Consider the following 13,267-nt stretch of genomic DNA (forward strand, 5'->3'; position numbering starts at 1 on the left):
TAAATCCAATATTCGATAACTTCCGATTAGTTAAACCAATTGCTGATGATAAACTTTGAACCCAAACGCTCTTATCAAACGATAGGATTAATTTTAAGAAAAGAACTCTCGGATGGATTGTATACAATCGGCAGTCGTTTACCTCCTGAACGCGATATTGCAGAGCGTTTAAATGTTGGTAGGACGGTTGTGCGAGAAGCGATCATCATGCTCGAACTGGAAAACTTAGTTGAAGTGAAAAAAGGTTCAGGCGTTTATGTTATCAACTTGCCGCAAGACAAGAACAGCCAGGCAGATTCAAGCTTTGTCCGACAAGAAGATATCGGTCCTTTCGAAATGCTGCAAGCAAGACAGTTATTGGAAAGTACTATTGCTGAGTTTGCTGCAGTGCAAGCCACACCGTCTGATATAGAGAGAATGCGTGAAGCGCTCGAAATTGAGAAAAATGAGATCGAAAGTGAAGGTAGCCTAGATCCAACTGGTGATAGACTTTTTCATTTGTGTATTGCGGAAGCCACACAAAATTCTCTTCTCGTTGATATGCTTAAGCAATTGTGGGAACGAAGAGAGTCCAGCCCTATGTGGAAAAAGCTCCATTGTCACATTGAAAACAAAGACTATTGCAAAGAGTGGCTTGATGACCATGCGCAGATATTGCTTGCCATGAAGCGAAAAGATCCACGTGCAGCGAAGCACGCGATGTGGCAACACTTAGAACATGTGAAAGTGAGATTACTCGAGTTGTCTGACTTTAATGATCCGCAGTTTGATGGTTATTTGTTTGACTCTATTCCTGCGAATTTAGTGTCTCAAGAAAAATAACCAAAGCGCATTAAAATAACAAAAAGGATGTTGTGCTTGGTTACATCTACATCCTTTCTGTTAATACAATTAAATAGCTGGTGTTGGTATTAGTGGCCGATTAAATCATTTCTGAAAAGTCAGTGATCACTTTCTTCACAGAACTAAAATTATTGTTATGGTTAAAATCATGCCGGAAACCAACTACATCACAACCACTCGCTGTAGCCGCTAATACACCGGCGTGGGAATCTTCAAAGATGATTGCATTAGTTGCGGAGACACCAAGTCTGGACAATGCGAATAAATACGCTTCAGGATCTGGTTTGTGACGCTGAACATTCTCTTGAGTCACAATTACCTCAAAGAAGTGCTGAAGTTGTAATCTATTTAAAATCAATTCAACAGCCCAATATTTTGAGGAAGTGACGAGCGCGCATTTATTTCCGTTTTGGTGTAGGTATGCCAAATACCGTCGTACACCCAAGTTAACGTCGAGTTGCTCATTTAACAAACGCTCATAGTGTTTTTTGAAACTGAGATTAAATTCGGTAAGTTTTGGGTTAATACCAGTATGATGAAAGATATACTCAGTTACGATATGCCAACTCTTGCCCATCACCTTTTTATAGAGAAAATAGTCTATATTCACCTCGAAATCGAGGCACGCAAGGGCTAACGCTTTTCCTTTCAATGGTTCTGATTTGACAAGTGTTCCATCCATGTCGAACAAATATGCGTCGTAAGTTTTCACTACTTAATGCCTTTGTTGCTAGGGCCTGTTGATCTTTCGTGGTTAAATTCTGTTCGGATGGGGACGCCTAGTCAAAATCGTTTTAGGTGAGGCAAGGAGTGTGTCGCCTAGTCATTCTAAGCAAATACTCCTTAGCAAAGCATAAAACGATTTTTGCGGGGGCGCCTAGCTCGAACCCTTTGGGCAGCGTTTGTTGGTCATTTCTACTGCGTTATCGACTTTTATGTAGGCTAACTACACATCAAAGCCTCTGCCTTGTATAAACACCCAACAATTCGCTGCAAAAATCAGCTCGAAAGGTCAAAAGGCCCTAAACAGAGAGAGGGGGATAACATTCAATGATCTCTACACCACCTGCTGTTTTTATCTCAACTGTGTCGACACCAGCAGGACAAAAAAACTTGTCGAATTGACGTAATGTCAACTGCTCATCACCAAGCGTTATCGTACATTCTCCTCGTGTGACTATACCAATGTAAAAGTCCTCCTCTTGTTTGAAAATATGGTTAGTTATATTACTTCGACAAACACGATAGCGATCAGTGGTCGATGCATCGATTAGCATGTATTTCGATGAGCCATCAGAATAGGTTTCAATTGGTATTGGTGTTTTTTTGTTTTTAGCGACAACATCATCAATAGATTGTTGAGAATAATCAAAAACATCCAGGCAAAAGTCGAGGTCTCGCTTCATAAAACGAGCTTCTTCTGGAAGGGTATAACCACCACGCTCAAATTCAAAACGTACTGCCCAGTCGGAAGGCTCCATGATTTCGATCATCATAATGCCTTCCCCAATCGCATGGGGCATGCCTCCAGGGATGAAATAACACTGTCCCTCTTCGACTGGAACTTTTTCGAAGCATTTTTTGAGCGTCGCGATATCTTGGTTGATAATGATGTTTTTGAATTCTTCTTTTTTGGGAGGGTGCTGAAAGCCTAAATAAATATAAGGATTGTTGATATCTTCTCTGACTTTCAGAATGTAGTAGGCTTCGGCTTTCCCCGAATCTGAGTTTAAAAACTGTTGTGAGAACTCTCTTGTGGGGTGAGCTTGGAAGTGTAGTCGAATCGACGAGTCTAAGAACTTGACTAAAACCATCGGATTTATGCCAAATTTTTCAACGTGCTCATGACCCAAAAAGTATTCAGGATCTAAAGCAATCAGTTCTGAAAACTGGATGCACTGATCACTTAGTATGGCGACGGATTCCCCTTCTTCAATATGTTCTCGACCAGGGTTAACCGCTTTTGTTGTCGATGCAATCCAATCTTCCGGAAAGTGAGCATCTTTTGCTGGTATTTTTCCGGCAATGTCATCGAGTACTTTTCCGCCTTTATATGAACGCCATACTCTATTTTGTTTAAACTGTACTAATTTATCTTTGTATTTCATGGAGTTCTCGGGTTGTTATTGGTTTAAGTCTATTTTATTAGCCATTCTATAAAGTGTGGCTTTCGCTCCTGACTCTTGGATGCTAATAAATTTTTCTATGATGTTGTTGACCAGTTCTGTATCGTTTGTGATGCTCTCATTGAATATACATTCAAGATTAATCAAAGCTAGGGCGCTATCTCTGCTGCTCTTACAGTCCGATTTGATACTGTCAAATATCGGTGATAGTGGGTCGTTAACTTCTATCGAATTCCCATCATCATCAGTGCCGATAACGTAATTCATCCAAGCTGCAATCCCCAACTCTAGCCAATGCGTCTGAATCCTCTTGCTTCGGTTATAGATCAATGATTCGCAAAATCTTGGTGGCAACTTGTGGCTTCCATCCGTTGCAATTTGGGAGGTGGCGTGCTGCAACTTGTTATTAGAGAAACGTTCAATCAATAACTTCGCGTATTGCTCTATATTGACCTCACTTGGTAAGTTCAATGTGGGCGCTTGTTCCGCTAACATGAAATCAAGGGTCGCTTTAAGAAACTCTTTATCATCAATGACTTCTGAAATGTATTTGTACCCACTCAAATAACCCAAATAGGACAAAAATGAGTGGCTTCCGTTGAGCATTCTCAGCTTCATTTGCTCATATGGGATTACGTCTTCAACAAATTCTGCACCGACTTCGTTCCAGTTTGGTCGTCCATTGACGAAGTTGTCTTCTATTACCCATTGACGAAATGGTTCGCACGCAATGGCGCAATGGTCTGCATAACCTAATTTACTTTCAATGTAAGCTAAAGTTTCAGGTGTAACCGCTGGGACGATCCTATCGACCATCGTATTTGGGAAAGTTACGTGATCCTGAATCCATTCGTAAAGTTCAGAATCAACTAGCTTGGCGTATCCGAGGATGGCTTTGCGGGCGACGTCTCCGTTACTTTGAATGTTGTCACATGACATTACAGTAAATGGCGGTCGTTGACGTTCTTTTCTCAACCTAAGGGCCTCGACAATATAGCCGATGGCTGACTTAGGGCTTTGTGCAGATTTCAAATCGTCTTGTATTAGGGGATTGTTGGTATCGAGAGTACCGGAGCTTGGTTCGATACAATAACCCTTTTCAGTAATGGTTAAAGAAACTATGGCTGTGTTTACATCTGCGAGTGTTTCTAAAACTTTCTCTCTTCCATCTAAAAGAGGGTGCAGAGAATGTGTAATTGACTTGGATATTTTTACTTGTTCGCGGTTTGACCCTCTTTCCAGAACCGCATACACGTTATCTTGTTGACGTAGCTCTTTGATCAATTCCACAGAACCGAAGAGATTAATAGAGCTAATCGACCAGAGTGTTTTTTCTTTGTCAATTAACTCGCTGGTATATAGAGCTTGGTGTGCACGGTGAAATGCGCCTAAACCGATGTGAATGATTTTAGGTTTATTTGTAATACATGGTTTTATATTGATTTTACTCATAATGACATCATTTGCCCTGAGGTGTTTTGTACAGATAGTTATCAACTTTTCTCGTCTATAACATACCACTCATTTGTATTATTTAAATATTTTAATACCAGAAGTTTTATTTCTGTGATTTTGGTCAACCAATTGGTATGCCAATTCTGACAGTCTAATAAGGAAGAATAAAAATGAACTAATTTTTTAAACATTACGTGGACAAAGGCAGAATAATGAATATTGATATATATATAGTTTTAGGATACTTCGTATTCCTAATGATCGTCGGGTGGATGTTTCGGTCTGCCACGTCTTCGACGAGTGAGTACTTTCGTGGTGGAGGTAAAATGTTGTGGTGGATGGTTGGCTCTACAGCGTTCCTCCAAGCATTGAGTGCAATGACATTTACTGGCGTAATGGGGAAGGCGTTAGACGTTGGCGTGTCTATCGTTGTTATCTTTTTTGCTAATGCGCTTGGTTATTTTTGTAACTATCTCTTTTTTGCCGCGAAAGCTCGTCAAATGCGGGTAATTAGTCCTATTCAAGGTATACGACTACGCTTTGGTCGAGTGAGCGAACAAGTTGTTACTTGGGCTACTGTTCCCTCTAGCGTATTGCAAGCGTCATTGTGGCTTAACGCTTTGGCGATCTTTGCGAGTGCCGTCTTTAATATTCCGATTGAAACAACCATTATTTCGGCTGGTGGCGTTGTGTTGTTTATGTCATTAGTTGGTGGGAGCTGGGCGGTTGTTGCTTCAGATTTTATCCAGATGATTATCATCACGGTTGTGACATTCATTGCCACCATCGTCGCTATTTCCAAAGCTGGTGGAGTTACGCCAATTTTGGAGGCGGGCTTACCAGATCGAGGCTTTGTTGGGGAAGGGTATAGTTACGCATATTTATTTGTGGGCTGGTTTATTTGTATCTTTATTAAACAGTTCTTTAGTACAAATAACATGATTGATTCCTATCGTTACATTGCAGCTAAAGATACTAAGAATGCACGTAAAGCTGCCGTTTTAGCATGTTGTTTAATGGCGCTAGGTCCTTTTATCTGGTTCTTACCTGCATGGTATGTGGGTGGTCACTACCCAGACATGTCCACTTGGGGACTAGATGTACTCGGTAAAGACATATCTAATGCAACGTATTTTGTGTTTGTTCGAAATGAAATGCCAGTTGGTATGGTTGGTTTAATGATGTCAGCGATGTTTGCTGCAACCATGTCGTCGATGGATTCAGCGCTGAACCGAAATGCGGGTATTTTTATTAAGAACGTTTACGAACCTTATTTTGCGAAAGATAAATCTGATAAGTCGATTCTGTTTGCAAGTAAAGTTGCGACGATTGTTTTCGGCTTAATGATCATTGTTGCGGGTTTATTTATGAGTAAGTTGAAAGACTTTGGTTTATTCGACGCACTCATGATGGTGAGCACCTTAGTTGCCTTCCCTGTACTTATTCCATCGTTATTATGCTTCTTTATCAAGAAGACACCTGATTGGTCATGTTGGGCAACGATTGCTGTCGGTGCATGTGTATCCGCTGCGATTGCATCAACGAGCGCGCCAATGATCGAAAGTTTGTTTAACTTAGCAGAGCCACTGTCAAAACGTGAATTCGCGGAAATGAAATCCATCACTATGGGGGTTACCGCTCACATCATTATCACTGGTGGTTTCTTCTTGTTGACTCAGTTGTTTTACAAAGAGCCGCAAGGAGAGCGTGCAGAGGAAATCAACCAGTTTTTCAACGATGTATCAACTCCTGTTGTGGTTGAAGAAACAGCGGAAAGCTTCAAAGCTGATAGACAGCAATATGTGTTGTTAGGACGAGTTCTGTTAGCGACAAGTGCAGCGCTGTTGATTTTGACCTTAATCCCCAACCCGTTATGGGGACGTATGTTATTCGTATTGATGTCATTTATGGTCGGATTCATCTCTTGGCTGTTACTACGCGCAGGTAAATTAAAAGACGCTGAATTAAAAGAGTGCACTGTTTGATTATTGAAGGTGGGTGCGGTGCCTGGCCCACCTTAATTGAGTTAATTATTTTGGAGAGAATTCTATGAAACAGACATGGCGTTGGTATGGCCCTAATGACCCTGTGACCCTGAGCGATATTCGACAAGCCGGTGCAACAGGTATTGTTACTGCGCTTCATTACAAAGAAAATGGTGATATATGGCAGGAACATGAAATTCTCGATAGAAAAGAAATGATTGAGAGTAATGATTTAACTTGGGATGTAGTTGAAAGTATTCCTGTTCATGAAGAAATAAAAACACAAACAGGTAATTACCTTGCTTGTATTGAAAATTATAAACAATCTATCATTAATTTAGCTAAGTGTGGAATCAAGACCATTTGCTATAACTTTATGCCAGTTTTAGATTGGACTCGGACTGATTTGGAATATGTTCTCCCTGACGGTTCAAAAGCACTACGTTTTAATCATATAGATTTTGCTGTGTTTGATATTTGTATATTAAAACGTGAACAAGCAGAAAACGAATACAGCCAAGAAGACATCGAAAAAGCACACGATCGATTTCAATCCATGTCAATTAAGGAAGTCGAACAATTAACTTCTAATATTATCGCGGGGCTCCCGGGTGCTGAGGAAGGCTACACTCTGGATGAATTTAGATGTCAGTTAGCAAAATATGATGCAATTGACAAAGCTAAACTACGTGAACACCTAGTGTTTTTTCTGAAAGAAATTACCCCTATTTGCGAAGAATATGGCGTTAAGTTAGCGATTCATCCAGATGATCCACCACGTGCTATTTTAGGTCTGCCACGAATTGTCTCTACTATTGAAGACATTGCTTTCCTAACTGAAGCTGTGCCAAGTGCCATAAATGGGATAACTATGTGTACGGGATCGTACGGTGTTCGTGGAGATAATGACTTAGTAAAAATGATTGAGACTTTTGGCGAGCGGATTTACTTCACTCATTTGCGTTCGACTAAACGTGAAGCTGATCAGAACAGTTTTTATGAAGCCGCACACCTAGACGGTGATGTTGATATGTACGGCGTCATTTTTTCTTTACTAAAAGAGGAAAATAGGCGACGTATCGAGGGGGATTTTGACCTTATTCCAATGAGGCCGGACCACGGACACCAAATCATTGATGATCTGAATAAAAAAACCAATCCGGGGTATTCATGTATTGGTAGGCTCAAAGGCTTAGCGGAAATTCGCGGTGTTGAATATGCGTTAAAACAGAGCTTTTTTAACCAGTAATACAGCAATGGGAAGTACCATGTTTTTCTTTAAGTTTAACTCAGAAAGTATTGTTCAAATAACTCTTTGGTTTAATTAGGGTCTGTTGATCTTTCGCGGTTAAATTTTGTTCGAGATAAAATCAGCTCGAAAGGTCAACAGACCCTAGTAATTAGCACTTTAGTTAGCATAAGAAATATTGCCACTTATAGATTTATCCTAAAAAAGCCAGCAGTTAATACCTGCTGGCAAAGTCTTTGGGCTTCTAGGTTTTTTGCTTTTATTTCTTGTTACTCATCGCTGTCACGGTGCCCCGATTGGTTTTCCGGGGAAGAAAACACAGCACCGTGCGCTTTGTGCTCAAGAAATTGGAGATTAACCTTGCTTACGGATTAGGTAATCAAATGCGCCTAAGCTTGCTTTTGCACCTTCACCCATCGCAATGATGATCTGTTTATAAGGGACGGTTGTAGCGTCACCGGCTGCGAAGACACCTTCTAGGCTAGTATCGCCACGGCTACCGACTTCAATCTCGCCGCGCTCAGATAGGGCTACTTCTGAATCTTTTAGCCATTCTGTGTTTGGTACTAGACCGATTTGAACAAAGATACCTGACAGTTCAATCTCTTTGATTTCATCTGTGTTGCGGTCTTTGTACTTCAAGCTTGTTACGCGAGTACCGTCGCCCACTACTTCTGTTGTTTGCGCCATCGTGATGATGTCTACGTTTGGTAGTGAGTTCGCTTTGTCGATAAGCACTTGGTCTGCGCGAAGTACGTCTGCGAATTCAAGAACCGTTACGTGTTCTACGATACCTGCAAGGTCGATAGCGGCTTCGATGCCTGAGTTACCACCACCGATAACCGCAGTTTTCTTGCCTTTGAACAGTGGGCCGTCACAGTGTGGGCAGTACGCGACGCCTTTGTTGCGGTACTCTTGCTCACCCGGAACGTTCATTTCACGCCAGCGTGCACCAGGGCTTAGGATGACACTCTTACTCTTCAGCGTTGCGCCGCTTTCAAGTTGGATGTGAATCAAACCGTCTTCTGTGTGTGCTGCGCCCATTAGCTTCTCAGCTTGTTGCTCAGTCACGACGTCTACGTCGTATTCTTTTAAGTGTTCTGCTAGGTCAGTTGCCAGTTTTGGACCTTCAGTGCGTTTTACCGAAATGAAGTTCTCAATTGCCATGGTGTCCATAACCTGACCACCAAAGCGTTTAGCAACAACGCCAGTGCGAATACCTTTACGAGCAGCGTATAGAGCAGCTGCGCTACCACCAGGACCACCGCCGACAACAAGTACATCGTATGGGTCTTTTTCGCTCAGTGCTTTCGCGGCTTTCTCGCTCGCGCCGTCATCGACTTTGTTTAGGATTTCAGTCAGAGACATACGGCCTTGACCGAACAGCTCACCGTTCACGAATACGCTTGGTACGGCCATGATGTCGCGCTTCTTCACTTCATCTTGGAACAAACCACCGTCGATCATGGTTGCTTTTACTTTCGGGTTGATCGCCGCCATCATGTTGAACGCTTGAACCACGTCTGGACAGTTTTGGCACGACAGTGAAATGAAGATTTCGACGTCTAGCTCTTTGTCTAGTGCTGCGATTTGCTCAATCACTTCTGGTTCTAGTTTGATTGGGTGACCGCCAGAGTGAAGCAGTGCCAATACTAGAGAGGTAAATTCGTGACCCATTGGCAAGCCTGCAAAGCGTAGTGCTGTGCCTTTTGCTGGGTTAGTTACCGCCATCACTGGTTTACGTGCGCTTGCGTTGTCGTCACGTTCAACAGTGATTAGGTCGCTCATCTCGGCGATTTGGTTCGCCAGAGACAAAATATCATTCGATGCTTTGCTTTCATCTAGACTAACCACTAAACGAACTTCTTCTTTTACATTAGCCAGATATTGTTTGAGTTGTTGTTGGATCGCTTGGTCTAACATAGTTGTTACTACCTTAATTAAAACTAAAAAGTGGTTACTGTAGATAAAACCTGAGGGGGAGAGCAAATCAGGCAGAAGGTCGTCAAGGTATCTAACCTGAAGTGCTCTCTAATTCAGTTCTAATCAGAAAAAGGAAATCGGGAACTGATTAGAACTTAAATTTCAGTGACTTAGATTTTGCCAACTAGGTCTAGTGATGGAGCTAGTGTCTCTTCACCTTCTTTCCATTTAGCTGGGCAAACTTCGCCTGGGTGCGCTGCTACGTATTGAGCTGCTTTCACTTTGCGTAGTAGGTCTTCTGCGTCACGACCGATACCTTCAGCAGTGATTTCCATTGCTTGGATAGTACCTTCTGGGTCGATTAGGAACGTTGCACGGTCTGCAAGACCTTGACCTTCACGCATCACACCGAAGTTATTTGTGATGTTGCCTGTTTGGTCGCCAAGCATGTAGTACTGAATCTTACCGATTGTGTCTGAGCTGTCGTGCCATGCTTTGTGAGTGAAGTGTGTGTCAGTTGATACTGAGTAAACTTCTACGCCACGTTTTTGTAGCTCTTCGTAGTGGTCTGCTAGGTCGCCCAGTTCTGTTGGACATACAAACGTAAAGTCTGCTGGGTAGAAGAAGAATACTGCCCATTTACCTAGAACGTCTTGTTCTGTTACTTCAACGAATTCGCCGTTTTTGTACGCTGTAGCTGCAAATGGTTTGATTTGAGTATTAATCATAATTTACTTTCCTTTGAATGTTTTAAGCTGAGCTGTTGTTGCTTTCGGAAAGTATATTCTCATCGGAGTGTGTTTAAGGAAAATCGCTTGTAACTATCCTATTGATAGCCATTTCCTATTTCACTTGATAGGCATATCCGATGTAAGCGGGTTTGCTTTGATAGGTTTTATTGAAGATGAAGGCAGATTAGCAATAGAGAATAGCGATGATGACCTTGAGTGGAGCGTCTGGATAAGATCAAAAGAGCCTGCATCTTGGCAGGTTCTTTCTAATAGGAAGTGGGGAAGCTAATGCTTCTATTTTGTTAGCTCAGATTGTCGAGCACTTTGCCACACAACTTCTTCAGCATGATCATTTCATCCAGCTCCAATGTGATTTTGCACATCATGGCGTTTGGCACTGATTTGGCTTGCTCTTTAAGATCACGACCTTGCTCTGTTAGATTGAGTACACGAACGCGTTCATCGGTTTCACTGCGACCACGCTCCATCCACATAGCCTTTTGCTTCTAAGCGTTTAAGCAGCGGTGTGAGTGTGCCTGAGTCCAAATGAAGTTGTGACCCCAATTCTTTAACGCTGGCTCCGTCTTTCTCCCACAACACCATCATCACTAAGTATTGTGAGTAGGTCAGATCAAGCTCGTCCAACAATGGACGGTAAGCTCGGATCACCGCATTTGCTGCACTATACAGCGGGAAGCAAACTTGGTTTTCTCGATCTAGAGCTGTCATACTCGAAGGAAATGGGCGGCACAGGTGCAGCAACTAACCCAGAGCAGCTTTTTGCAGCGGGCTATTCGGCGTGTTTTTCTAACGCTATTTTACACGTAGCACGTGAAGGTAAAGTAAGCCTTAAAAGTGCGCCTGTCTCTTGATCACTAGACTTGTGATCAAGAGACAGGCAACGATGCAGGCTTTTGGTTTATTTGATGGCGGTGCAGAAGCTAACGTCTGCATGGTGCGTTTGTGGGTCGAAGCTGTGGTAGAGCTCAAAGCAAGGACGGTCGTCGTTCTCAATACCGGATTTAATCACCTTGCTCATGACATCATCCCACGCTTTTGAGTATTGGCTCGGGTCGGTAATGTGCTGGCGCATCACCGCATATTGACCGCCGGGGAAGTCCTGCAGCTCAATGCCTTTCGGTACTTCCGTATCTTCTGGCACCATTAGACAGATGTCAGTACGACACTTCTCGTCTGGCGTAATTTCCGGGTTGTCATGGTAGATGAAGATGCAGGTATTGCCCGCCAAACCTTTCATTCCTGCCCATTGATACAAGCGACCTGATGGCTCTTCATAGCCTTGGCCGTAAGGGCCGTTTACGCGAATGTAAGCCAGTTTTGCTTTTTCAAAGTTTTGCGTTTCCATTGTCGTGCTCCATTTGGTGAGTTCAGAGCCAGTATATGAATCGCTTGGTGTTACTTCGTTTCCATTCTTGCGCAACGTGTGTCCAATCTTGCTGTTTCGTGCTAATTCAGAAAACTGCTGGTAGTTTTCGCAGTCACGAAAGGCTGTAGGTGTGACGCCATAATGTTGTTTGAAGGCTTTGGCTAAGCTCTGTGAGCTAGAAAATCCGTACTCTAGGGCAATGTTCAATACCGGTTGCTTGGATTTGAATAAGTCATCGGCGGCGGCTTCTAGACGTAAACGTCGAATGAAATCGGCCAATGTCTCGCCTTGCACGGCTTTGAAGGTGCGATGAAAGTGATAAGGGGAAAGGTTTGCCAGCGCAGCCACTTCTGGCAGGTTGAGTGGTTCATTAAAGTGTTGTTCTAAATAACGAATCACAGGAACCAGTCGTTGGTGGTAATCGACGCGCATCGTGGTATTTCCTTGTTCTGTTCAGCTTGTTTTCTCTGCTCAAAGCCTACCGTAATCCAACAAGCTTGCAAGGGAGCAGGGTGAGAAATGCGTGGCGAGATTAGCGTCAATCAGTCACACTTAACGAGCAGATGTTTAAGCAAAAACGTTGCGCTTATTATCTTTACTAACCGCTAGGACAATCATGATAGCTTGGAAACAGTCTCTGCCAGAGTACGAATGGCTCATTCATCAAGTTTGGTACTTGGAAGTGCCAGAGGGTGAAGTCATTGACCCCAAGCCGCACCTTATTCCAAACCCGCGTGCTCATTTACTCTTTACGCCACCAGAGCAAGGCTACAGCTATGACACGGGAGACACAAAGCTTGCTGGCAAAGGCTGCCACTTATTAACGGCCAACGAACATTTGCTGTTGTTGGAAGATATGGCTCCCATCAAACGTATTGGTATCACCTTTCGCCCAGGGGGTTTGCATGCCATTGAGTCACTGTTTAGTGATGCATCCCAAGTCGCCGCAATTAACCAATGCGAATGGTTTGATTGGCTTAACACTGCGTTTGATGAGCGATTTCAACAAGGTTTATGGCAACTAGAGTTAGAGTTGCAAGATTCACCGCAATGTTTGCTTGGCTATATCAAGCGACATTTAGATGCGTTAGATATTGAACCTTGTCGTACCAAACCGTTTTTGGTGTCGCAAAAAGCGGTGTCCGTGATGGATGCTCAAGCACTACTTTCACCCGAGTTAGCGATGGATATTGATGAGATCGCCAAACAGTGCGCCTGTTCTCGCAGAACGCTTGAGCGCAGTTTCAAGCAAGTGGTGGGGTTGAGCGTTAAGCAGTATCAACAAATGGCACGTCTGGAGCAGATGATTTTGACGCTCTACAAGCAACAAGAAGCGATTGATTGGGCGAGCTTCTCACAGCAATTTGGTTTCAGTGACCAATCGCATTTGATTCGTACCCTCAAACAGCAGCTAAGAAAAACGCCGAGCAAGTACTTGAAAAAGCGTGACTTAACCATCGATATCTATGGCGATTTTGAGTTGTAATATGTTGCTATTCAGCCAGAAAGTTGTCGCAAAAATCCAATTTTTCTCTTATCCGCTGGGCTACTATTTTCAGCAGATAACG

Annotated in this window: 10 protein-coding genes and 2 pseudogenes; 5 read left to right on the forward strand and 7 right to left on the reverse strand. The window is 42.9% G+C overall.

Annotated features, from left to right (window positions below):
• Positions 1-45 precede the first annotated feature (45 nt).
• Positions 46-822 carry an FCD domain-containing protein gene (locus C1S74_RS18350; protein ID WP_045396630.1) on the forward strand — a complete coding sequence of 259 codons (777 nt, stop codon included), beginning with the start codon at positions 46-48 and terminating at the stop codon, positions 820-822.
• A 100-nt stretch (positions 823-922) separates the two neighbouring features.
• On the opposite strand, the gene C1S74_RS18355 is transcribed toward C1S74_RS18350, so the two are convergent.
• The 3 genes from C1S74_RS18355 to C1S74_RS18370 form a co-directional block, all read right to left on the reverse strand.
• A complete protein-coding gene (locus tag C1S74_RS18355) occupies positions 923-1,555 on the reverse strand; it encodes an HAD family hydrolase (protein WP_045396633.1) in 633 nt (210 codons plus the stop codon).
• 310 nt (positions 1,556-1,865) lie between these two features.
• Positions 1,866-2,951 (reverse strand): class I mannose-6-phosphate isomerase, encoded by a 1,086-nt coding sequence (locus C1S74_RS18365; RefSeq protein WP_045396636.1) that lies wholly within the window; start codon positions 2,949-2,951, stop codon positions 1,866-1,868.
• Between the two features lie 15 nt (positions 2,952-2,966).
• A complete protein-coding gene (locus tag C1S74_RS18370) occupies positions 2,967-4,421 on the reverse strand; it encodes a mannitol dehydrogenase family protein (protein WP_045396639.1) in 1,455 nt (484 codons plus the stop codon).
• A gap of 215 nt (positions 4,422-4,636) precedes the next feature.
• Here C1S74_RS18370 and C1S74_RS18375 point away from each other — a divergent pair, with 215 nt between their 5' ends.
• Both C1S74_RS18375 and uxuA read left to right on the forward strand, forming a co-directional pair.
• Entirely contained in the window at positions 4,637-6,409 is a 1,773-nt protein-coding gene (locus C1S74_RS18375; protein ID WP_045396642.1) for a sodium:solute symporter family transporter, read from the forward strand.
• A gap of 64 nt (positions 6,410-6,473) precedes the next feature.
• The gene (uxuA, locus tag C1S74_RS18380; protein ID WP_045396643.1) at positions 6,474-7,658 is read left to right on the forward strand and encodes a mannonate dehydratase; all 1,185 of its coding nucleotides are present in this window, start codon (positions 6,474-6,476) and stop codon (positions 7,656-7,658) included.
• A 354-nt stretch (positions 7,659-8,012) separates the two neighbouring features.
• On the opposite strand, the gene ahpF is transcribed toward uxuA, so the two are convergent.
• The 3 genes and pseudogenes from ahpF to ohrR form a co-directional block, all read right to left on the reverse strand.
• Positions 8,013-9,581 carry an alkyl hydroperoxide reductase subunit F gene (ahpF, locus tag C1S74_RS18385; protein WP_045396646.1) on the reverse strand — a complete coding sequence of 523 codons (1,569 nt, stop codon included), beginning with the start codon at positions 9,579-9,581 and terminating at the stop codon, positions 8,013-8,015.
• Positions 9,582-9,751: 170 nt separating this feature from the next.
• Positions 9,752-10,309, reverse strand: a complete 558-nt coding sequence (gene ahpC / locus C1S74_RS18390) for an alkyl hydroperoxide reductase subunit C (RefSeq protein ID WP_005374632.1) — start codon at positions 10,307-10,309, stop codon at positions 9,752-9,754.
• Positions 10,310-10,614: 305 nt separating this feature from the next.
• Positions 10,615-11,041: pseudogene (gene ohrR, locus C1S74_RS18395) on the reverse strand (transcriptional regulator OhrR).
• Here ohrR and C1S74_RS18400 point away from each other — a divergent pair.
• Positions 11,023-11,181, forward strand: a pseudogene (locus C1S74_RS18400) (OsmC family protein); the annotation flags it as partial. The pseudogenes ohrR and C1S74_RS18400 sit on opposite strands and share 19 nt — an antisense overlap.
• Positions 11,182-11,231: 50 nt before the next feature.
• Here C1S74_RS18400 and C1S74_RS18405 read toward each other — a convergent pair.
• Positions 11,232-12,131, reverse strand: a complete 900-nt coding sequence (locus tag C1S74_RS18405; protein ID WP_045396648.1) for an AraC family transcriptional regulator — start codon at positions 12,129-12,131, stop codon at positions 11,232-11,234.
• A 184-nt stretch (positions 12,132-12,315) separates the two neighbouring features.
• Between C1S74_RS18405 and C1S74_RS18410 the strand changes: the two genes are divergently transcribed.
• Positions 12,316-13,185, forward strand: a complete 870-nt coding sequence (locus tag C1S74_RS18410; protein ID WP_045396650.1) for a helix-turn-helix domain-containing protein — start codon at positions 12,316-12,318, stop codon at positions 13,183-13,185.
• Positions 13,186-13,267 lie beyond the last annotated feature (82 nt).

It is taken from the genome of Vibrio hyugaensis (assembly GCF_002906655.1).
GTDB lineage: Bacteria > Pseudomonadota > Gammaproteobacteria > Enterobacterales > Vibrionaceae > Vibrio > Vibrio hyugaensis.